We start from the raw sequence: 21167 nt of genomic DNA, 5'->3' as shown, positions 1-21167 counted from the left end.
TCCATCGATCGTCTGGATGGCCGCTTACGTCTTCGCAAATTACGCTACAGCCATGCACTCACCTTTTCTCGCTACAGCCCTCGACGCCGCAAACGCCGCGGCCGCAGTCATTCGCCGCTACTACCAGCGCAATCTCGATGTCGTCATCAAGGCGGATAAATCGCCGGTGACGCAGGCCGATGTCGAGACCGAAAAGACCATCCGTGAAATCATCAGCACACGTTTTCCCGATCACGGGTTCTACGGCGAGGAGACCGGCCAGAGCGCCATCGATGCGGAGTACCTGTGGCTCGTCGATCCGATCGACGGCACCAAGGCGTTCGTGCGCGAGTATCCGTTCTTCTCGACGCAGATCGCGCTCATGCATCGCGGCCGTCTGATCGTTGGTGTGTCGTCTGCGCCGGTCTATGGCGAAGTGGCGTATGCGGAAATCGGCGTCGGCGCCTGGCTCGGTGACAAGCCCATTCGCGTGAGCGAGATCGACAGCATCGAAGCCGCCGCGGTGTCCGCCGGCAATCTCAAGACGCTCGCTGCTGGTCCAGGCTGGTCACGCTATGGCCAGCTCGTCGCGCGCGTCAATCGCATCCGCGGCTACGGCGATTTCCTGCACTACCACCTGCTGGCCGCAGGCAAGCTCGAAGCCGTCATCGAATCCGACGTGAACATTCTCGACATCGCCGCACTCGCCGTGATCGTCGAAGCCGCTGGCGGCAAGTTCACCGACCTGCAAGGCAAGGCACTCGATCTGCAGACGACTTCCGTGCTGGCGGCGAATGCGAAGCTGCATGCCGCTGTGCTGGATGCGTTGGCGTGAAAGAACGGAAGAGAAGATGAGAACTCCACGAGGCACACGGGGAAACACGGGGTCGGAACGAAGAGTGCTTCTTACCCCGTGACACCCCGTGTGCCCCGGGGAGATCTTTTTCCCCCGATCTTCGGCCCGGCGCAACCTTTCAGCGCGGCGCCACGTCCTAAGAGGCGAGCGGCGAAAGGTGCGCCGACGGGAGAAGTCTCATGCAGTTCCTGATTCTTGCAGTGGCCTGGTGCCTGTTGCTGGTCGTCGCCTGGCCGCTGGCGCTCGCGGTGATCGTCCTGATGCCGCTGCTGTGGCTGCTGTCGATCCCGTTCCGCCTGGTCGGCGTGGTGCTGGACGCAGCCATCGCGTTCGTAAAGGCACTGCTGTTCCTGCCGGCGAGACTCCTCGGCCATAAAGGCTGAGGGGGATAGTTGAAAGTGGATAGCTGAAGAGGGCGTGCACTTCGGCGCTATCAACTATCCACTATCAACTATCCTCACACCGCCACAAACGTCCTGCCGCCTTCCCACACGATCTCGCGCACGGTGACGCCGTAGAGCCGCGAGATCGTTGCTTCGTTCATCACGTCCACCGTGGGGCCGGACAGCCAGTCGCCGTTGCCGAACAGCAGCAGGGCCTGATCGCAGAAGCGCGTGGCGAGACCGATATCGTGCAGGCTCATCACGACTGCGCGACCGTCATCGGCGCGTGCACGCAGCAATCGCAACACATCGATCTGGTGCTGCGGATCGAGATGATTGATCGGCTCATCCAGCAGCATGAGGTCCGGTTCCTGGGCGAGCAGGGCGGCGATTGCCACACGGCGTCGCTCGCCACCCGACAACGTCTCGACGTCCCGCGCCTCGAGCGCCTCCATGTCGACGGCTTGCAGCGCAGAGCGCGCAATCGCACGGTCGGCATCGTTCTCCCATTGCCAGAAACCGATGTGCGGATGCCGGCCGATCAACGCTGTGTCCAGCACGCTCGAAGGAAAAGGATCTTCCGTGGATTGGCTCAACAGGCCAAGGCGCTGTGCCAGCGGCCGGCGCGACCAGCGATCGAGCGGGCGATCGTCGAATGCGATGACGCCTGCGGCGGGAGGACGCAGTCCGCTCAGCGTGTGCAGCGTGAGTGTCTTGCCAGCGCCGTTACGACCCAGCAGGCAGGTCATGCTGCCGCGCCTGATCGAGAGATTGAGACGCTGGACGAGTATGCGATCCGCAACGGTCACGTCCAGATCGCGACAGCTGAGCAGCGGTGTGGCCGTTACGTTGCCTGCGTGTGCATTCATCATCGCGTCCAGCCTATCTCGGATGCTGTGACGGGGCCGATCACCACTTGTCGCAATGATTCGGGAATCTCGGCGGCGGCTGCGCTGACCGGGATCCGGCCGCCCATCAGTTCCGCGAAGTCCTGCGGATACAGCGGCTGCTGTTCCGGGTCGGCGTAACCGTCCGGCAGTCGCGGCAGATTGTTCGCGCCATATTTGTCGGTTGCGCCCAGCGCATGCAGCAACTCGTGCGCGATCACCGTGTCATTCGAGCCGGCCATGCGCGTATCGGCGAAGGCATGCACGATACCGAACAGGCCTTTCTGCAATCCGACGGAGTGGGGCAACACCGACGTGCGTTGCGGATCGTGATACAGAACGAAGAGTTTGATCTCGGTGCCTGGCGGACCGTCCACCTGCGAGGCCCAGTAGCGTGCGCGCAGACACCAGAGCATGACTCCGAGCCGTCCGGCGCCCTGCTCCAGCAACGGTGGCAGCTCTGGCAGCGATGCGGCCAGAGAAAAACGGATAGGCGGCACCGGTTGCACGCCGTAGGCCTGACCTTCTTCGGTAAAGAAATTTTCGAGCGGCAGAACGTTGTCGCTGCCGAGCGCCTCGACATAGCGTGCGCTGACGGCCGACCCGTCACCATTGATCGGGAAGATCGCGACCCGCAGCGGATTGTGCCAATCGGTCGAGTACATCCGATCGAACCACATGTTCAGCGCGACGCACAGCAGGATCAGCAGCAGGACCGCGATTCGAACCTTGCGCCACATGCCTCAGCTCGCGGCCTCGACACTGACGCCGCTCAGCTCGCCGTCATGCGCGCTGTACGAAACCGTCATGGGCTGACAGCACACGGAACAGTCTTCGATGTAGCTCTGCGACTCCACGGAAAGATCCAGGAACAGCAGGATCGTTTCACCGCAGTGCGGGCAGGAGACTTCAGCGGTGGTTTCAAACATTTCGCGTGTGCTGCTGGGAGCCGGAGGTCAAGAGTAACCGCAAAGAACGCATAGAACGCAAAACAGGCAGCAGATGAAAGCTGAATCCGGCCCCTAGGCCAGCTTCGCTTTTTGCTTTTTCGTGTACCCGATTTTCCTTCTATGTGTTCTATGCGTTCTTTGCGGTTGCGCCGGATTTCGGGTGTCAAAGCGTGAACGCATTGCGGATCCAGTTCACCTGCGGCTTGCCAGCTCCCGGCGATACCGCGATGACATCGAAGCGCGCCGGGTAACGACGCAGGTCGGCGCGCGTCAGCATGAGATGGCGTGCTGCGGCGATGAGGCGCCGTTGCTTGTGCCAGGTCACGGATGCCGCGCCGCCGCCGAAGTCCGTGCTGGAGCGAAAGCGCACTTCGACGAGCACCAGGGTTTTCTGCTGCAGCATGATCAGATCGATTTCACCGCCGCGGCAACGATAGTTGCGCTCGACGAGATCGAGACCCTGGGAGCGCAGGAAGTCGAGCGCAGTCGATTCTCCTGCTACGCCTGCTTCCTTGCGGCGTCGATCGTCCATGAAAACTCCGTTATCTGGCGGCGGTCGTGGTCGTGCCGATCGGGACCGGTTTGCCGTCGGTGACGCGCGCCCAGTCGAGATCGCGTCGAACGCGACCGCGCTCATCGATGGACAACAGACCCGTCATGCCGGGAATGGCGTTGGCGGTGCCGAATTTTCCCGCCTTCAGCAGCGGCACGATGCGATAGGCATCGAAACCGAAGGCATAGAGCCGGCCACGGCCGCGGGCTCGCACAGGCCAGTATTGATTCAGCGCCGTACGCAATTCGGTGGAGACGGCATCGGGAGAGATCACCCAGGGCATGTCCGGGAAAATCACGCCGTCGAGATCGCTGTTGGCCTGCGTGTCCGGCTCGTAGATGTCAGAGGTGGCGTAGACCGGCAGATCGTCGGCGAGGAAGAAGCGCAGCGTCGGTCGCAGCGAGCGTCCCTCCGACGGATAGGCGCCCATGAACACGAACTGCACGTCACCGCGGCGCCGGGGTTCGAACTCGAAGCGTTGGCCGAGCGTGGAGTTCAGCGCATTCGCGCGTGCGCGGCTTTCGTCGATGAGCAGCAGCTTGGAGATCGGATCCGAGAAATCCCTGGCCGACGTATCGTAGTAACCAACGCCAGCCACCGCGCCGCCAAGCGCTTTCAGTTCCGACTCCAAGGCGCGATACACACGCTGACCCCATTCGTTGTTTGGCACCAGGGCGAGCCCGCGGCCGCGTCCGTCGGCCATTGCGCGTCGCGCCACCTGCCGCGCTTCATCTTCAGGATCGAGTGCGTACTGAAACAGCATGGCCGGCGGCGAGGCGCTGTCGGGAAGCTGGTTGAGTGCGAGCGTCAGTACGGATACATCGCTCGATGTTGCGAGCGCGGCCACATCCTCTTTCAGCAGCGGCCCGACGATGAACTGCGCGCCCTCGGTGACGGCGCGGCGATACGCGGTGCTGGCGCCCATGGCGACCGTGTCGTAGATATTCACCTGCGGACGACGTGCCGGATCCTGCTGCAGCAGCGCAGCCATGAATCCGTCCCGGATCGCGACGCCCGCAGCCTGCTGACGGCCGCTCAGTGGCAGCACGAGCGCCACCTGCGCCGGATAGTCGAGGCCGACGCCGAGAGCGGGCAGCACTTCCTCGTTGAGGAATGAGTTGGCGGGATGGGTCGGATAGCGGCTGCGCCAGGCAGCCAGATCGGTTTTGGCCGTGAACGGGTTGCGTGCGGCGACCAGCGCGGCGCGCCCGAGGTCGAGCCAACCGGCGACGATCGCGCTGCTGCCGGGCTGCGACGTGAAATCCGCGTTGCCAGCCGCGCTGGTTTGCAAGCCTTCCCAGATCAGGCGCTGATTGGCGCGGATATCCTGCGGATTCGACAGCAGGCGCTCGCGCTCGAGTGCGGTGGTCACGCCTGCGGCGGGACGATTGAGTGCGAACTGGGCACGGGCGCGAAGTGCCAGCACGTTGGGAGCGCTTTCGCGCGGCAATGGCTGCGGAACCCGTTGCAGTTCCTCGAGCGCCTTCGCTGGATTCTTCGCCTGCAAGGCAAGTTCCGCGGCGATCACCGCACGATCCGCGAAATCCTGTGTCGGCAACGATGCACTCACCCTGGCGAGCGTTGCCTGCACCTTGGCGGGGTCGCCTGCGAGCAGATACTCCTTCGCGGCGCGCAACAGGAGCCGATCGCGCAGCTCTTTCTGCGCGGAGCCTGCCATCGTTTCGTAGAGCTGTGCCGACTCGATGTACTTGCCGTCGCGAGCCAGCTGTTCGGCGTGCGCGAGTTGCCGGTCTGCGCCGGGCGGCGTCGGCTGCGACGTGGGCGTCGTGCACGAAGCGATTCCCAGCAATGCCACGATCGCGAGCGCGCAGTCCCGCATTGCGTGCATCTGGCGCAGGCGTGTGCGTGCAGCGGGGGTATCAGACGCGGGCCGGCAGACGGTAGTCTTGTGGCCGACGGCCAGGTGCGGTATCGCAAGCATGTCGGGGATTCTTGATGCTGGATCGGTCATCCGAGCCGGCAGTCTACCCCGGACCGGGAGCCGTCTCTAATCGCATCGAGCCGGCCGCGCAGGTCGCTACGGAAAACCAGCACGTGACAGCAGACCCGCAATCGAAACCCGTCGGCAAAGTATTCGTCGTCGCCACGCCCATCGGCAACCTGGGTGATCTGAGCCCGCGCGCCCGCGAGGTGCTGGCCTCCGTGTCGCTGATCGCCGCGGAGGACACGCGTCACACACGCCATCTGCTGCAGTCATTTGGCATCGATACCGCACTGACTTCGCTCCACGAGCACAACGAGAGTGAGAAGTCCTCGGCGCTGATCGATCGCGTGGTGCGCGGCGAATCGCTGGCGCTGGTTTCCGACGCAGGCACGCCGCTGATCAGCGATCCGGGTTTCGACCTGATCGCTGCGGCGCGTGCGCAGGGCATCGAGGTGATTGCGATACCAGGACCCTGTGCCGCCATCGCAGCGATTTCCGTGGCGGGATTGCCGACAGATCGCTTCAGCTTCGAAGGATTTCTACCGGCGAAATCCGCCGCACGGCGCGCTCAACTCGAAACCCTCGGCGCCGAATCCCGCACGCTGGTCTTCTACGAGGCGCCGCATCGCCTGCTCGAAACCCTGGAAGATATGGCGGCGATCTTCGGCGCTGAGCGTCGTGCCAGCGTCAGCCGCGAACTGACGAAACGCTTCGAGACGACCTATACCGGCTCGCTGGCCGACTTGCGCGCCACCGCGAGTACCGATGACAACATGGCGCGCGGCGAGATCGTCGTCGTCGTCGCCGGCGCAGCGCCGGTGCAGCAGGAATCAACGACGCTCGATGCCGGGCAGCTTCTGCGCGCGTTGCTGCAGGAACTGCCAGCTGCACAAGCTGCAAAAATTGCCGCGAAAATCACCGGCGTAAGGCGCAGTGAGCTCTACGAGCTGGCGGTGCGGATGGGGCGAGGAGAAGCGCGGGAGTAACCGCAAAGAACGCATAGAGCGCAAATCAGACCGGGGAAAAAACGTAGCCGCATTTGTCGCGATCAAGTCTTTCTATGTGTTCTATGCGTTCTTTGCGGTTACTCCTTAATCCATCCGCAATCTTCGCTTGCTTCGACCCACTCCAGCCCCCACCATGCGCGCCGGAGTTGGCCAGACAACCGCTGCGCGCAAGCGTGGAGGAAAGTCCGGGCTCCCAGGGCAAGGCGCCAGGTAACGCCTGGGGGACGCGAGTCCACGGAAAGTGCAACAGAAAGCAAACCGCCTAAGTCACAGCAATGTGGCCGGTAAGGGTGAAAGGGTGCGGTAAGAGCGCACCGCGTCGGTGGTAACACTCGACGGCACGGTAAACCCCGCCTGGAGCAAGACCAAATAGGGAAGCACGCGGACTGGGTCTTCGGATCCGGATCGCACGTATGGCCCATACAGGCTTCCGGGTAGGTCGCTTGAGGTGCACGGTGACGTGCATCCCAGATGAATGGTTGTCCTCGACAAAACCCGGCTTATCGGCCGACTCCTCCTATAGCGACGCCACATCCCTCCCTCCTCCTTCGGGAGCAGGGATGGGATGCGGTGTGGGCGCGGCAATCCCTGCCACCGCCAATTCGCACGATCATTATGTTTTTCTAACAGATAACGTTGCGCCTCGCGGAGGCTGCAGGGCGTGTCGGTATTTTTTGTATACAGGCGGCCTCGGGCATGCCTAGTGGTTTTCGCCACTACTTGACTCAGTTCCAACCCCATCCCGCCGGGATGCTGCGCAGATTTGCGCGCAGCCTTCGTCCATCGATCCACGTCCCTCTGTCCCGACACATATATATGCATGCACTCTTACTTAAAGAAGTGCTCTTAACCCTCTGATTTGAATTGAAGCGCGCTCCCGCATTCATGTCCGTCGAATCCTCTGGGGCTAAGTCACTGTCGCCAAACAGGAAATTTCTCAGATTTTTTTGACTTGACGGAATAGCGATCCCTATAGTCGCCGCTCGGTGGGAAATTGTGGGAAACCGTGGGTTAGAGGGGCACGGAGTCACTGTCTGATCCCGTCTTTGGCAACCAAACATGTTCCGTGGTGCAAACAAGGTGACGCTCGATGCGAAGGGGCGGTTGGCCATGCCAACGCGCTACCGCGAACGCATCGTCGAGCGGTCCAACGGGCGGCTGATCGCTACCGTCGACCGTTCGGACCGCTGTCTCCTTATCTATCCGTTGCCTGAGTGGGAAGAGATCGAGCTGAAGCTGCGACGGCTGCCGACCCTGAACCCGGTTGCCCGTCGACTGCAGCGATTGATGATTGGTCACGCCACTGATCTCGAACTCGACGGCAGCGGCCGGATCCTGCTGCCACCGAGCCTGCGCGAGTACGCGGGGTTGTCGCGCACCGCAATGCTGATCGGCCAGGGCAACCGCTTCGAGTTGTGGGACGAGACGCAGTGGAATGACAGCCGCGAGCAGTGGCTGAAGGTGGACGAGACAGCCGAGGAGCTGCCGCCGGAACTCGCGACGCTGTCGCTGTAGTTAGTGCTGAACGTCGGGGTTGTTGATTGACGTGATGACGTTCGAACACACGCCGGTGCTTCTCGAAGAAGTGCTGGCCGCGCTGCAGGTCCGCGAGGCGGGCCGCTACCTGGATGCGACTTTCGGTCGAGGCGGGCACACGGCGGCGATTCTGGAGCGGATCGGCAAGCAGGGAAGAGTCGTCGCGATCGATCGCGACCCGGACGCGATTCGCGCCGGGCGGGAACGATTCGGGATGGATGAACGCTTGATGCTGGTGAGTGGTCCGTTTTCGCAGCTCGCACAGGTGGCGGCGCAGGCGGGACTGGCCGGGGGGTTCGACGGTGTGTTGCTCGATCTCGGCGTGTCTTCTCCGCAGCTCGACAACGCGGCGCGCGGCTTCAGTTTCGCGCAGGACGGTCCGCTCGATATGCGGATGAACAACGCAAGTGGCATGACGGCAGCGGACTGGCTCAACCGGGCTTCCGAGTCCGAGATTGCGCGCGTCATTCGCGAGTACGGCGAGGAACGATTCGCGAAGCGGATCGCTCATGCCATCGTCGGCGCCCGGGTGCAGGAGCCGCTCTCCCGAACCCTGCGCCTGGCGGAGATCGTCGCCGCTGCGGTGCCGATGCGCGAGCCCGGCAAGCATCCGGCCACGCGCACCTTCCAGGCGATTCGTATCCAGGTGAACCAGGAGTTCGCGGAGATAGAAGCGGCGCTCGAAGGTTCGTTGATCGCGCTCGCGCCGCAAGGTCGCGTCTGTGCGATCAGCTTTCACTCGCTGGAAGACGGCATCGTCAAGCGCTTCATCCAGAAGCACTCGCAGGAAGACCCCGTCTACGCGGGTCTGCCTGAGGTCCCCGCGCATGCGCGCCCGAAGCTGCGCCGCATCGGCAAGGCGATTCATCCCTCTGAGGCGGAAGTGAGCCGCAATCCGCGTGCACGCAGTTCGATCATGCGGGTCGCGGAAAGGATGGGCGCATGAGTTCGCTCAGCCGCTGGCTCATGCCGCTGCTCTGGGTGCTGCTGTTCGTGTCCGCGGTGGCGGTGGTGTGGAGTCGCCATGAGACGCGCAGTCTGTTCATTCAGCTGCAGGGCATGCACGCGAAGCGCGACGGGCTCGATATCGAGTGGGGCCAGTTGAAGATCGAGCAGAGCGCGTGGGCGACGCACGGACGGGTCGAGCAGACCGCCCGCGCCGATTTGAAGATGGTGATTCCGAAACCCGACGAAGTGCGATTGGTTCAGCCGTAGACATGATCCGCAGCGATAACAAGGCATTCTCGCCAGAGCAGTACGCAAAGCGCTTGCGCGTCGTGCTCGGCATGCTGCTGCTGATCGCTCTGACACTCATCGTGCGCGCCGTCGATCTGCAGCTCCTCGATGACGGCTTCCTCGAAGGTCAGGGCGATGCCCGTTTCACGCGGGTCGCGAAATTGTCCGCAGTTCGCGGCGCCATCTACGACCGCAACGGCGAGACGCTCGCGGCCAGCATGCCGGTCGATACGGTGTGGGCCTCGCCGCGCGAGATCATGAAGGCATCCGATCAGCTGCCGAAGCTGGCCGAAGCACTCAATCGGGATCCGAAGTGGCTGACGCAGGTGCTCACCAGCAACCTGGAGCGCGATTTCGTGTATCTCGTGCGACACATGCGTCCGAGCGATGCATCGCAGGTGGCCGCGCTCAAGATCCCCGGCGTGTACCTGCTGCGCGAATACCAGCGCTTCTATCCGGCCGGCGAAGTCACCGGGCATCTGCTGGGCTTCACCAAGAAGTACGACGACATCGGTCAGGAAGGTCTCGAACTCGCCTACGACCGTTGGCTCGGTGCCGAAGCCGGGGCGAAGCGCGTCATCCAGGATCGTTACGGACGCACGGTTGAAGACATCGAAAGCATCCGCGCGCCGCGACCCGGCAGCGATCTGGTCACGAGCATCGACCTGCGCATCCAGTACCTCGCGTACCGCGAGCTGAAATCGGCCGTGCAATTGCATCGCGCCAAAGCCGGTTCGATGGTCGTGCTCGACGTCGACAGCGGCGAAATCCTGGCGATGGTGAATCAGCCGTCCTACAACCCGAATGATCGCGACCAGGTATCGGCGGCGCGTTATCGCAATCGCGCGGCGACGGACATCTTCGAACCGGGTTCCAGCATCAAGCCCTTCGTCGCTGCGGCGGGGATTGCTTCCGGGCGCTTCCACCCGAACACCATCATCGACACCACGCCGTTTCGCGTGGGCGCGAAGTTGATCGAGGATCACAAGTTCCTCGGCTCGGTGCCGCTGACCACGGTGCTCGCCAAATCCAGCAATGCCGGCATGGTGAAGATGGCGATGACGCTGACGCCGCAGTCCATGCACGACACGCTGAGTGCATTCGGCTTCGGCCAGGTGTCGGGCAGTGGTTATCCCGGCGAGTCCGCGGGATTGCTCAACGACGCAGCGCACTGGGGACGTATCGGGCAGGCCACGATGTCGTATGGCTACGGGCTGTCTGTGACGCCACTGCAGCTCGCGCATGCCTACTCCACGCTCGCCTCCGGCGGCATCAGCCGGCCCGCTACATTGCGTCGCGTCGATGAGCCGGTCGTCGGAGAGCGTGTGCTCGACGAGCGCGTCGCCCGTGAGCTTCTCACCATGATGGAAAGCGTCGTGTCGCAGGACGGCACGGGCCAGGGTGCAGCGCTCGCCGGCTATCGCGTGGCGGGTAAGACCGGTACCGCGTGGACCGCGGCGGCAGGCGGCTACTCGACGGACCGATACAAAGCGACGTTCGGCGGCGTCGTACCGGCCAGTCACCCGCGTCTCGCGGCGATCGTCGTGATCGACGAGCCCGGTGGCCGGCTTTTCTACGGCGGCGACGTGGCCGCGCCCGTGTTCGCGAACGTGATGGCAGGCGCATTGCGCCTGTTGGGCGTTCCGCCCGATGGCCTGGAGCGTGTGCCCGATGCCACGCTGGTCCAGGCGAGCCGTGGCTCCGAATGAGTGTCGCCATGAACATCGCCCTCACACCACCCCGCAAGAATCTGCGTGAACTGCTCGCGGGTCTCGTGGATGCGGACGTACCCGACGTGGTGGTGGCGGATCTCACGATCGACAGTCGCAAGGCTGGCGCGGGCTCGGCCTTCGTGGCATTGCCTGGGCTGCGCAGTCACGGCGTAGCGTTCGCGTCGCAGGCAGTCGGCCGCGGCGCAACCGTGGTGTTGTGGCAACCCGCGGAAGGTGTTGCGGAACCGAAGTTGCCTGCGCACGTCACCGTGATCGCGGTGACGCAGTTGACCGCGATGATCGGTACGATCGCTGATCGATTCTTCAGCGCGCCCTCGCGCGCCGTCGCGGTGACCGGCGTCACAGGCACCAATGGCAAGACCACCATCGCCTACGTGCTCGCAGCGGCGTTCGCCCATCTCGGCAAGTCCTCGGCCTACGCAGGTACGCTGGGCTACGGTCCCATCGGTGCCGTCACGGCCGGTACTCACACGACACCCGATTGCATCACGCTGCATCGCCAGATCGCCGCGCTGCGCGATGCCGGTGTGCAGCAGCTGGCGATGGAAGTCTCCTCGCATGCACTCGATCAGCGTCGCGTCGCGGGTGTACGCATCGATACGGCGGTGTTCACCAACCTCACTCACGATCATCTCGACTACCACGGTTCGTTCGAAGCCTATGGTGCGGCGAAGGCGCGGCTGTTCGCCTGGCCGGGGTTGCGGCATGCCGTGATCAATGTCGAAGATGCCTTCGGACGCGAGTTGGCCGCGAACTATCAGGGCCACGGCCTGGTGATCTGCGCGCGAGACGATTCGAACCTGTTGCCGGGATGCGGGTACGTGCTGGCGACCAGCGTGACTGCAACTCCCGCGGGACTCGTGATCGGCATCGACAGCAACCGGGGCTCCGCGACGCTGCACTCGTGCTTCGTCGGTGACTTCAATGTCGACAACCTGATCGCGGTGCTCGCCGTTCTGCTGGCGCATGGGTTCCCGATGCATGCAGCAGTGTCGGCGCTCGAGAGCTGCGCGCCGCCGCCTGGGCGTATGGAAACTTTCGTGGCGCCGGAGCGTCCGCTCGCCATCGTCGACTACGCGCACACGCCGGATGCGCTCGAAAAAGCGCTGAGCGCCGCACGCAAGCATTGCAGCGGCAAGCTGATCTGTGTGTTCGGCTGCGGCGGCGACCGCGATGCAGCCAAGCGCCCGGTGATGGGCGCCATTGCCGAACGGCTCGCCGATGTCGTCATGGTGACGGATGACAATCCGCGCACCGAAGACGGCAACGTCATCGTCGCGGCCATCGTTGCCGGACTGCAGCAGCCGCAGCACGCCATCGTCGAGCGCGATCGCGCGCGCGCCATCGAGCGTGCAATCACCATCGCCCGTGCCGGGGACGTCGTCCTCGTGGCCGGCAAAGGCCATGAGGACTACCAGATCGTCGGCCACGAGACGCGCTACTTCAGCGATCGTGACGTAGTGCAAGCCGCGCTGGGGAGGAATGCATGATTTCCCGCAGCCTCAATGACATGGTGCGAGTCGCCGGCGCCGAGCTGGTTGGTGAAAACTGCGAGTTCACCAGCGTTTCGACCGACACCCGCACGTTGCAGCGCGGCGCGCTGTTCGTCGCGCTGACGGGACCGACGTTCGACGGCCACGATTTCGTGTCGATGGCGGCAGAGCGTGGCGCCGTGGCGGCACTGGTGGAGCGTCCGCTTCCTGTCGAACTGCCGCAGATCGTCGTGCCTGATGCACTCGCGGCACTCTCGATGTTCGCGCGCGAATGGCGCAGGCAGTTCCAGATTCCAGTGATCGGCATCACGGGCAGCAATGGCAAGACCACGACCAAGGAACTGATCGGCGCGATCCTGTCGCGGCTCGGGCCGTGTCTGATCACGCGCGGCAATCTCAACAATCACATCGGCGTACCGCTGATGCTGATGGAGATGAACGCGACGCACCGCTATGCGGTGATCGAGATGGGCGCGAATCATCAGCGCGAGATCGCCCATCTGGCGAGTCTGGCCGAGCCGACCATCGGCATCGTGACGAATGCCGGCGCAGCGCATCTCGAAGGGTTTGGCAGCCTCGATGGTGTGGCGCTCGGCAAGGGCGAGTTGTTCCAGAACTTGCCGGCCGACGGCGTTGCGATCATCAACGCGGACGACAGGTACGCGCAGCAATGGAGCGAGTCGCGAGCCACTGAGCGTGCGTTCACGTTCGGTTTCGAGCATCCGGCAGACTTCATGGCGCACAAGGTGCAGGCGGTCGGCGATACGAACGGCTTCCGCATCGATTTCGATCTGGCGACGCCCATGGGCACCCGTCCGGCGACCCTTGCGCTCGCCGGGCTGCACAACCTGCGCAATGCACTCGGTGCAGCGGCGGTTGCACACGCTGCTGGCGCGTCGCTCGAGCAGATCGTCGAAGGACTCGCCGCGATGCGCGCGGTGTCCGGACGTCTGGAACTCAAGCCAGCCATTCACGGCGCCTTCCTGGTCGACGATTCCTACAATGCCAATCCGAGTTCCCTGAAGGCGGGCATCGACGCGCTGCATGGCTTCGGCGGCAAGCGCTGGCTGGTGCTGGGCGACATGCTCGAACTGGGCGATAGCGCCAATGAACTGCATGCCGAGATCGGCCGTTATGCGCGTCAGGCCGGCGTCGAACGCCTGCTGGCAGTCGGCACTCACTCGCACTTCGCTGTCGAGGCGTTCGGCCGCGGCGCGCAGTGGTTCAGGGATATCGATGCGCTGATCGTCGAGGCGAGTCGGTCGCTGACGACAGGCGTCGCGGTGCTCATCAAGGGTTCCCGGGCCAACCGGCTCGAACGAGTGGCGGCAGCGCTCGCCGCAATGCCGCCTCAAGCAGCGAACGGGCACTGATCACAAGAGAACGACATGCTGCTTTACCTCGCCCTCTACCTCAGCGACATCCATTCCGGCTTCCGGGTGTTCCAGTACCTGACGCTGCGCGCCATTCTCGCGGCGCTCACGGCGCTGGCGATTTCATTCATCGTTGGCCCGTGGATGATCCGCACGCTGTCGAGCCGCCAGATCGGTCAGCGCGTGCGTGACGATGGCCCGAAGACGCATTTGCCGAAGGCGGGCACGCCGACGATGGGTGGCGCGCTGATCCTGGTCGCCATCGGCGCGAGCACGATTCTGTGGGCGGATCTGAACAATCGCTTCGTGCTGGTCACGCTGCTCGTGACCCTGGCTTTCGGACTGATCGGCTTCTGGGACGATTACCTGAAGCTGGTAGTCGGCAACAGTCGCGGTCTGATCGCGCGCTACAAATACTTCTGGCAGTCGGTAGCGGGCCTCGGCGCCGCCATCGCGCTGTTCATGACCGCGAAGGCGCCGGCGGAGACAGCGCTCTACGTGCCTTTCTTCAAGACCGTGATGGTGCCGCTGGGCGTTGGCTACATCGCGCTGACGTATTTCGTGATTGTCGGTACCAGCAACGCGGTGAATCTCACCGACGGCCTGGACGGGCTCGCAATCATGCCCGCGGTTCTCGTTGGTGGCGCTCTGGGGGTGTTCGCTTATGCAACAGGCAATGCGGTGTTCTCGGGTTATCTCGGCATTCCATTCATCGAGGGCACCGGTGAAATACTGGTGTTCTGCGCGACGCTGGTCGGTGCCGGACTCGGCTTCCTCTGGTTCAACACCTATCCGGCCCAGGTGTTCATGGGTGATATCGGCGCTCTCGCGCTTGGTGCGGCACTAGGCGTCGTCGCCGTCATCGTCCGTCAGGAGATCGTGCTGTTCATCATGGGCGGCGTGTTCGTGATGGAAACGATCTCGGTGATCCTGCAGGTCGCCTCGTACAAGCTGACCGGCAAACGCATCTTCCGCATGGCGCCGATCCACCATCACTTCGAGCTCAAGGGCTGGGCCGAGCCGAAAGTGATCGTGCGGTTCTGGATCATCTCCGTGATTCTCGTCCTGGTCGGTCTCGCGACCCTGAAGGTGCGTTGAGCATGACCCCGCAGGTCGACACACGCATGTCTCACCAGGCGCAGGCTGGACGCACGGTCGTCGTCGGTCTCGGACGCACCGGAATGTCGTGCGCGCGTTATCTGCGTTCGCGCGGTGTGAGTTTCGCTGTGACGGATAGCCGCGCTGCGCCGCCGGAAGCCGCGGCACTGCGTCAGCTGGCCCCGGAGGCAGAGGTTGCATTCGGCGGCTTCGATATGGGACTGCTCGATGGCGCGACCCAGATCGTCGCGTCCCCCGGCGTGTCATTGCGTGAGCCGTTCCTGGCGCACGCTGCCGCGCGTGGCGTGCCGATCGTCGGCGATATCGAACTGTTCGCACGCGAGGCGCGCGCACCTGTCGCCGCGATCACGGGGACCAATGGCAAGAGCACGGTCACGACGCTCGTGGCCCGCATGGCTGAAGCAGCCGGCAAGCGCGTGCTGGCCGGCGGCAATCTCGGTCGCCCGGCGCTCGAGCTGCTCGAAGAGCCGACGCCGGAGTTGTACGTGCTGGAACTGTCCAGCTTCCAACTCGACACGACACAGTCGCTGCGCACTGCGGCGGCCACCGTGCTCAATGTGACGCCCGATCACATGGATCGCTACGACACCCTCGCCAACTATGCAGCGTCCAAAGCGCGCATCTTCGCGAACTGCGCCGCCGCAATCGTGAATCTCGACGATCCGCTGGTGCGTGACATGGGTCGCTCGGCGCAGAAGCTCGTCGGTTTCAGTCTGCTCAAGGATCCGGCTGCAACGTACTACGCGCAGGAACAGGGCGATGACGTCATCCTGATGCAGGGCCGCGAGCCCGTGGTGAAGCTCTCAGAACTGAAGATCGCCGGGCTGCACAACGCCGCCAATGCACTCGCATCGCTTGCAATGGCGGATGCGCTGGGATTGCAGCGGCAGCATTGTGTGCAGACGCTGCGTGAATTCGCCGGCCTGCCCCATCGTTCGCAGTGGGTCGCTGACGTCAACGGCGTGCGTTACATCGATGACTCGAAAGGCACGAACGTCGGCGCGACGCTGGCTGCTGTCGCCGGCATGCCCGGTTCGCTGATCGTGATCGCAGGCGGGCAAGGCAAGGGACAGGACTTCGCACCGCTGGCGCCGGCGTTCCGCGGCAAAGTCCGGCACGTCGTACTGCTGGGTCAGGATGCGAAGTTGATTGCCGCCGCACTGGATGGCGTGGCGACACTCGAGTTCGCCACCGACATGCCGCAGGCAGTGCAGGTGGCAGCCAACGCAGCGCGAGCAGGGGAGACCGTGCTGTTGTCGCCGGCGTGCGCGAGCCTCGACATGTTCCGTGACTACGGACATCGCGGCGATGTGTTCGCCGCCGCCGTCCGGGGGTTGCAGTCATGAGCGCAGCCGCCATGTCGTTTGCCCGGTCCAACACTCGGCCGCGCCGCTTCGTGTTCGATCAGGTGTTGATTCTCAGCGTGGCCGGCATCGTGCTGCTCGGTCTCGTGATGGTCACCTCGGCGTCGATCTCGATCGCCGATCGCCAGTTGCAGGAGCCGCTGCACTATCTCGAGCGTCAGGTGGTGGGTGTGGTCCTCGGGCTCATCGCAGGCGCGTTCATGATGTTCATCCCCACGTCGGTGTGGGAACGCCTGGGCGTGCCGCTGCTGCTGTTTGCCTTCCTGCTGCTGGTCGTCGTGTTGATTCCCGGCCTCGGTCACGAGGTGAACGGCAGCCGTCGCTGGCTGCGCGCGGGCTTCATGAACTTTCAGGCATCGGAGCTGACGCGCGTGCTGCTGCTGACCTATCTCGCAAGCTACGTGGCGCGACGTCAGCAGGAGTTGAAGGAAGAACTGCGTGGCTTCCTCAAGCCGCTCGGCCTGCTGATGGCGGCCGCGGCGCTGCTGCTGCTCGAGCCCGACTTCGGCGCGGCGACCGTGCTCGTGGCGACCGGGCTCGGTGTGCTGTTCCTGGCCGGCGTGAAGCTGCGTCATTTCGTGGCGCTCGTGGCGCTGGCCGCTACTGGCATGGCCGTCATCGCCGTGACCAGCGCATATCGCCTGAAGCGCCTGACCGCGTTCCTCGATCCGTTCGCCGATCCATTCAATTCGGGATTCCAGCTGACGCAATCGCTGATTGCCGTGGGTCGCGGCGAACTGTTCGGCGTGGGGCTCGGTTCGAGCGTGCAGAAACTGTTCTACCTGCCCGAAGCGCACACCGATTTTGTGTTCGCGATTCTCGCGGAAGAACTCGGGCTCGTCGGCGTCATCGTCACGCTCGGGCTGTTCATGATCCTGGTGTGGCGTGCGTTCCGTATCTCGCGTCTCGCGGCCGACGCCGAGCTGCCGTTCCAGGCGTATTGCGCGGCGGGTTTCGGTATCTGGCTCGGATTGCAGACCTTCATCAACGTCGGTGTGAACCTCGGCTTGCTGCCGACCAAGGGACTGACCCTGCCGCTGATGTCCTTCGGCGGCTCCAGCGTGCTCGTCACGCTCGGCTGGCTGGGGCTTCTGCTGCGAATCAATCATGAAGCCAGCGTTGCGGGCCGGCTCGCAGTACGCAAGGAGCGCGAGTGATGTCGCGCACCGTACTCATCATGGCAGGCGGCACCGGCGGGCATGTGTTCCCCGCACTCGCGGCGGCGCGCGTGCTGCGCGAACGCGGCTTCGAGCCCGTGTGGCTGGGCACGCAACGCGGACTGGAGGCCAAACTGGTTCCGCCGCATCAGATTCCCATCGAATGGATCACGGTGACCGGCGTGCGCGGCAAGGGTGTCATCGCGCTGCTCGCTGCTCCGTTCCAGCTGGCGCGCGCGGTGTGGCAGAGCATCCAGGTGATGCGACGTCGTCAGCCGGTCGTGGTGCTCGGCGCGGGCGGATTCGTTTCTGGCCCGGGCGGTATTGCTGCCTGGCTCACGCGGCGGCCGCTGGTGATTCACGAGCAGAACGCGGTTGCGGGTTTGACGAACAGGATGCTGGCGCGTCTCGCGCGGCGCGTGTTCGAGGCCTTTCCGTCCAGCTTTCCGGCGTCGATCAAGGCGGAGCGCGTCGGCAATCCGGTGCGTCGCGAGATTGCTGCGATGACGCCGCCAGAGCAGCGCTTCGCGCAACGGCGAGGCCCGCTGCGCGTGCTGATCATCGGCGGCAGTCAGGGTGCGTCCCGTCTCAACGCCGCGGTGCCGGCCGCGCTCGCCATGATCGATCCGTCGCTGCGTCCGCAGGTGCTGCATCAGGCCGGCGAACGTCACATCGCGCAGGCGCGCGAGTTCTACGAAAAGCACGGCGTCACGGCCGACGTGCGGGCCTTCATCGACGACATGGCCGAGGTTTATGGATGGGCAGATCTCGTGATCTGCCGTTCTGGCGCTCTGACCGTGTCAGAGCTGGCGGCAGCGGGACTGCCTGCCATATTCGTGCCCTTTGCTGCGGCCGTCGACGATCACCAGACGCACAATGCGCACTTTCCGGTGGCGGCGGGTGCGGGCGTAATTATTTCGGAAGCGGAGCTGACTCCACTGCGTCTTGCCAACGAACTGCGTACCTTGCTGCAAGCCGGACGCGCGAAGCTCGCCGACATGGCGGTGAAAGCGCGCTCGACCGCGCTCATCGATGCGGATGTCCGCCTGGCCGACGCCTGCGTCGCAGCGGCGGGAGGTGCGGCATGACCGACCGTATGCGTCGCATCCACTGCATTCACTTCGTCGGTATCGGCGGTGCGGGCATGGGCGGCATTGCCGAGGTGCTCGTCAATCTCGGCTACGACGTGCAGGGCAGCGATCTCAAACTCAACACCGTCACGGCGCGCCTGCAGCGTCTGGGTGCGCGAGTCATGATCGGACACGCGGCCGAGAATATCGGCAAGGCCGACGTCATCGTCGTCTCCACCGCGGTGAGCCCGACCAATCCCGAAGTCGTCGCCGCGACTGCGCGTCGACTGCCGATCGTGCAGCGCGCCGAGATGCTCGGCGAGCTGATGCGTTTCCGTTATGCGATCGCAGTCGCAGGCACGCACGGTAAAACCACTACCACCAGCATGCTCGCGAGCCTGCTGGCCGAAGGCAATCTCGATCCGACGTTCGTGATCGGCGGTCGCCTGGTGAGCGCCGATACCAACGCGCGGCTCGGTCTTGGCAAGTATCTGGTCGCCGAGGCCGATGAGAGCGACGCATCGTTTCTGCATCTGCAGCCAATGATCTCGATCGTCACCAATATCGACCAGGATCATCTCGGCACGCATGAAGGCGACTTCGAGCGCCTCAAGCAGAGCTTCGTGGATTTCCTGCACAACCTGCCGTTCTACGGGCTTGCCGTGGTCTGCGCCGACGATCCGGTCGCGGCGGCCATGATTCCGCGCATCAATCGCCCGGTCGTGACCTACGGTATCGAACAGCAGGCGGACGTGCGTGCGACCGACATCGTTCGCGACGGCATGCAGACGAGATTCGATGTGCATCGCCCCGGTCACGCGGCGGCGCTGGCGGTGACATTGAACCGTCCCGGCACGCACAACGTTCTCAACTCGCTGGCGGCCATTGCCGTCGCCACGGAACTGGACGTGCCGGATGCGGCCATTCAATCGGCGCTGATGAGCTTCCAGGGCATCGATCGACGCCTGCAACAGAATGGCGATGTCGATACGCCGGCCGGCCGCGTCACGCTGATCGACGATTACGGTCATCACCCCACGGAACTGGCGGCAACGCTCGAAGCGATTCGCCAGGGCTGGGCGGGTCGCCGCATCGTGCTGGCGTTTCAGCCGCATCGCTACACGCGCACGCGCGACCTGCTCGATGACTTCGCGCGCGTCCTCGCCGGTGTCGATGCACTCATCGTCACCGAAGTCTATGCCGCGGGCGAAACGCCGATCGCAGGCGCCGATGGCAAGGCGATCTGTCGCGCCGTGCGTTCCCACGGACGGGTCGAGCCGCTGTTCATCGACAAGCCCGAAGAGTTGCCGCAGACGCTGTTGCCCATCCTGCGCGACGGCGATCTGGTCGTCACGATGGGCGCGGGCAGTATCGGCGCCGTCGCCGCCGAGTTGCCGCTCACGCTCGCCAGCATCGGGAGGCAGGCATGAACTCCCTCGCGCTGCCTCCGGATTTCGAAACGCGCGTGCTGCGCAATGAGCGCATGGCGAAGCACACGTCGTGGCATGTGGGCGGACCGGCCGACATGTTCTTCACGCCGCTCGATGTCGCTGATCTCGCGGGCTTCCTGCGTAGTCTCGAACCCGCGACGCCGGTGATGTGGATCGGTCTCGGCAGCAACCTGCTGGTGCGCGATGGCGGCATTCGCGGCGCAGTCATCGACACGCATGGCGTATTCGCGGAACTCGACCGGCTGAACGACAACGAGATCTGGGCGGGCGCGGGTGTGGCGTGCGCAAAGCTCGCCAAGCAATGCATCAAGTGGGGTCTCGGACCCGCGGAATTTTTCGCCGGCATTCCCGGCACGCTCGGCGGCGCGCTCGCCATGAATGCCGGAGCGTTCGGCGGCGAGACCTGGAATCACGTCGTTGCCGTCGCCACGCTGGATCGTGCCGGTGTGCGTCGCGAACGGCCAGCAGCTGATTTCACGGTCAGCTATCGCCATGTCGAAGGTCCCACCGATGAATGGTTCCTCGGCGCGCGATTGAGATTCGAGCAGCGACCCGGCGTCAGCAGCGAAGACATTCGACTGATGTTGGCGCGCCGCAAGGCGACGCAGCCGATCGGCGAATGGTCGTGCGGTTCGGTATTCACTAATCCGCCGGGAGACCACGCGGCACGATTGATCGACAGCGCGGGATTGAAAGGCTTTCGTATCGGCGGCGCGCGTGTCTCCGAGATGCACGCGAACTTCATCGTCAATGACGGTAGCGCCAGCGCGACGGATATCGAGCAGTTGATCGCGCATGTCCGGCAGACAGTCGAGCAGGTGCACGGCGTCACGTTGACGCCGGAAGTGCGGATGGTGGGAGAGGAAGGATGAAGGCTGTGGGCTGTAGGCTGTGGACTGTAGGTCAGAAGCCGCGCCGTTCGTCGCGCCTCAACGGTCCTGTTTTCATGGCGCCCGCGATTTTCTGGCGCATTGAGTTTGCTGCGCCAACACCCTACGTCCGCCGGCTGCAAATGGCAGCTGCGTCTTCTCATCTGGCTACAGCCTGCAGCCTACAGCCTATAGGCTCCCGCCCG

General features: G+C 64.1%; 20 protein-coding genes and 1 other RNA gene. 16 read left to right on the top strand and 5 right to left on the bottom strand.

Annotation, left to right across the window (positions count from 1 at the left end):
• Nucleotides 1–52 precede the first annotated feature (52 nt).
• Together VIZ63_RS09355 and VIZ63_RS09350 are read left to right on the top strand one after the other, a co-directional pair.
• A complete protein-coding gene (locus VIZ63_RS09355; RefSeq protein WP_331609302.1) occupies nt 53–814 on the top strand; it encodes an inositol monophosphatase family protein in 762 nt (253 codons plus the stop codon).
• Nucleotides 815–1014: 200 nt separating this feature from the next.
• Nucleotides 1015–1218 (top strand): hypothetical protein, encoded by a 204-nt coding sequence (locus VIZ63_RS09350; protein WP_331609301.1) that lies wholly within the window; start codon nt 1015–1017, stop codon nt 1216–1218.
• Nucleotides 1219–1292: 74 nt separating this feature from the next.
• Here VIZ63_RS09350 and VIZ63_RS09345 read toward each other — a convergent pair whose 3' ends face one another.
• The 5 genes from VIZ63_RS09345 to VIZ63_RS09325 form a co-directional block, all read right to left on the bottom strand.
• On the bottom strand, nt 1293–2087 hold the full coding sequence (locus VIZ63_RS09345) for an ABC transporter ATP-binding protein (protein WP_331609300.1): 795 nt from the start codon (nt 2085–2087) through the stop codon (nt 1293–1295).
• Nucleotides 2087–2845: a hypothetical protein gene (locus VIZ63_RS09340; protein WP_331609299.1), complete on the bottom strand. Its 759-nt coding sequence runs from the start codon at nt 2843–2845 to the stop codon at nt 2087–2089. Before VIZ63_RS09340 ends, VIZ63_RS09345 begins: the two co-directional genes overlap by 1 nt.
• Before the next feature lie 3 nt (nt 2846–2848).
• Nucleotides 2849–3034 (bottom strand): CPXCG motif-containing cysteine-rich protein, encoded by a 186-nt coding sequence (locus VIZ63_RS09335; RefSeq protein WP_331609298.1) that lies wholly within the window; start codon nt 3032–3034, stop codon nt 2849–2851.
• A gap of 184 nt (nt 3035–3218) precedes the next feature.
• Nucleotides 3219–3587, bottom strand: coding sequence for a YraN family protein (locus VIZ63_RS09330; RefSeq protein WP_331609297.1), 369 nt, complete (start codon nt 3585–3587; stop codon nt 3219–3221).
• 10 nt (nt 3588–3597) lie between these two features.
• On the bottom strand, nt 3598–5550 hold the full coding sequence (locus VIZ63_RS09325; protein WP_331609296.1) for a penicillin-binding protein activator: 1953 nt from the start codon (nt 5548–5550) through the stop codon (nt 3598–3600).
• Between the two features lie 14 nt (nt 5551–5564).
• Between VIZ63_RS09325 and rsmI the strand changes: the two genes are divergently transcribed.
• The 14 genes from rsmI to murB all read left to right on the top strand — a co-directional run bounded on the left by rsmI (nt 5565) and on the right by murB (nt 20964).
• Nucleotides 5565–6539 carry a 16S rRNA (cytidine(1402)-2'-O)-methyltransferase gene (rsmI, locus tag VIZ63_RS09320; RefSeq protein ID WP_331609295.1) on the top strand — a complete coding sequence of 325 codons (975 nt, stop codon included), beginning with the start codon at nt 5565–5567 and terminating at the stop codon, nt 6537–6539.
• A gap of 163 nt (nt 6540–6702) precedes the next feature.
• An RNA gene (gene rnpB, locus VIZ63_RS09315) (RNase P RNA component class A) lies at nt 6703–7079 on the top strand.
• A 540-nt stretch (nt 7080–7619) separates the two neighbouring features.
• Nucleotides 7620–8075, top strand: a complete 456-nt coding sequence (gene mraZ, locus VIZ63_RS09310; RefSeq protein ID WP_331609293.1) for a division/cell wall cluster transcriptional repressor MraZ — start codon at nt 7620–7622, stop codon at nt 8073–8075.
• Nucleotides 8076–8109: 34 nt separating this feature from the next.
• Entirely contained in the window at nt 8110–9042 is a 933-nt protein-coding gene (gene rsmH / locus VIZ63_RS09305; protein ID WP_331609291.1) for a 16S rRNA (cytosine(1402)-N(4))-methyltransferase RsmH, read from the top strand.
• Nucleotides 9039–9311 carry a cell division protein FtsL gene (ftsL, locus tag VIZ63_RS09300; RefSeq protein WP_331609290.1) on the top strand — a complete coding sequence of 91 codons (273 nt, stop codon included), beginning with the start codon at nt 9039–9041 and terminating at the stop codon, nt 9309–9311. Before rsmH ends, ftsL begins: the two co-directional genes overlap by 4 nt.
• A gap of 2 nt (nt 9312–9313) precedes the next feature.
• Nucleotides 9314–11041, top strand: coding sequence for a peptidoglycan D,D-transpeptidase FtsI family protein (locus VIZ63_RS09295; protein WP_331609289.1), 1728 nt, complete (start codon nt 9314–9316; stop codon nt 11039–11041).
• Nucleotides 11042–11049: 8 nt separating this feature from the next.
• On the top strand, nt 11050–12555 hold the full coding sequence (locus VIZ63_RS09290; protein ID WP_331609288.1) for a UDP-N-acetylmuramoyl-L-alanyl-D-glutamate--2,6-diaminopimelate ligase: 1506 nt from the start codon (nt 11050–11052) through the stop codon (nt 12553–12555).
• A complete protein-coding gene (locus tag VIZ63_RS09285) occupies nt 12552–13931 on the top strand; it encodes a UDP-N-acetylmuramoyl-tripeptide--D-alanyl-D-alanine ligase (RefSeq protein WP_331609287.1) in 1380 nt (459 codons plus the stop codon). The genes VIZ63_RS09290 and VIZ63_RS09285 overlap by 4 nt, the downstream gene beginning before the upstream one ends.
• A gap of 15 nt (nt 13932–13946) precedes the next feature.
• Complete coding sequence (mraY, locus tag VIZ63_RS09280) at nt 13947–15029, top strand: phospho-N-acetylmuramoyl-pentapeptide-transferase (protein ID WP_331609286.1); 1083 nt, start codon at nt 13947–13949, stop codon at nt 15027–15029.
• Nucleotides 15030–15031: 2 nt separating this feature from the next.
• Nucleotides 15032–16396 carry a UDP-N-acetylmuramoyl-L-alanine--D-glutamate ligase gene (gene murD / locus VIZ63_RS09275; protein ID WP_331609285.1) on the top strand — a complete coding sequence of 455 codons (1365 nt, stop codon included), beginning with the start codon at nt 15032–15034 and terminating at the stop codon, nt 16394–16396.
• Nucleotides 16393–17571: a putative lipid II flippase FtsW gene (gene ftsW / locus VIZ63_RS09270; RefSeq protein WP_331609284.1), complete on the top strand. Its 1179-nt coding sequence runs from the start codon at nt 16393–16395 to the stop codon at nt 17569–17571. Before murD ends, ftsW begins: the two co-directional genes overlap by 4 nt.
• Entirely contained in the window at nt 17571–18659 is a 1089-nt protein-coding gene (gene murG / locus VIZ63_RS09265; RefSeq protein ID WP_331609282.1) for an undecaprenyldiphospho-muramoylpentapeptide beta-N-acetylglucosaminyltransferase, read from the top strand. The genes ftsW and murG overlap by 1 nt, the downstream gene beginning before the upstream one ends.
• Nucleotides 18656–20071, top strand: a complete 1416-nt coding sequence (murC, locus tag VIZ63_RS09260; protein ID WP_331609281.1) for a UDP-N-acetylmuramate--L-alanine ligase — start codon at nt 18656–18658, stop codon at nt 20069–20071. Before murG ends, murC begins: the two co-directional genes overlap by 4 nt.
• Nucleotides 20068–20964, top strand: a complete 897-nt coding sequence (gene murB, locus VIZ63_RS09255) for a UDP-N-acetylmuramate dehydrogenase (RefSeq protein ID WP_331609280.1) — start codon at nt 20068–20070, stop codon at nt 20962–20964. Before murC ends, murB begins: the two co-directional genes overlap by 4 nt.
• The last annotated feature ends 203 nt before the right edge of the window (nt 20965–21167 follow it).

Origin of the sequence: Povalibacter sp. (assembly GCF_036520495.1) — a bacterium.
In the GTDB taxonomy this organism is placed as follows: Bacteria; Pseudomonadota; Gammaproteobacteria; order Steroidobacterales; family Steroidobacteraceae; genus Steroidobacter.
This window is presented reverse-complemented; position numbering and strand designations above follow the sequence as displayed.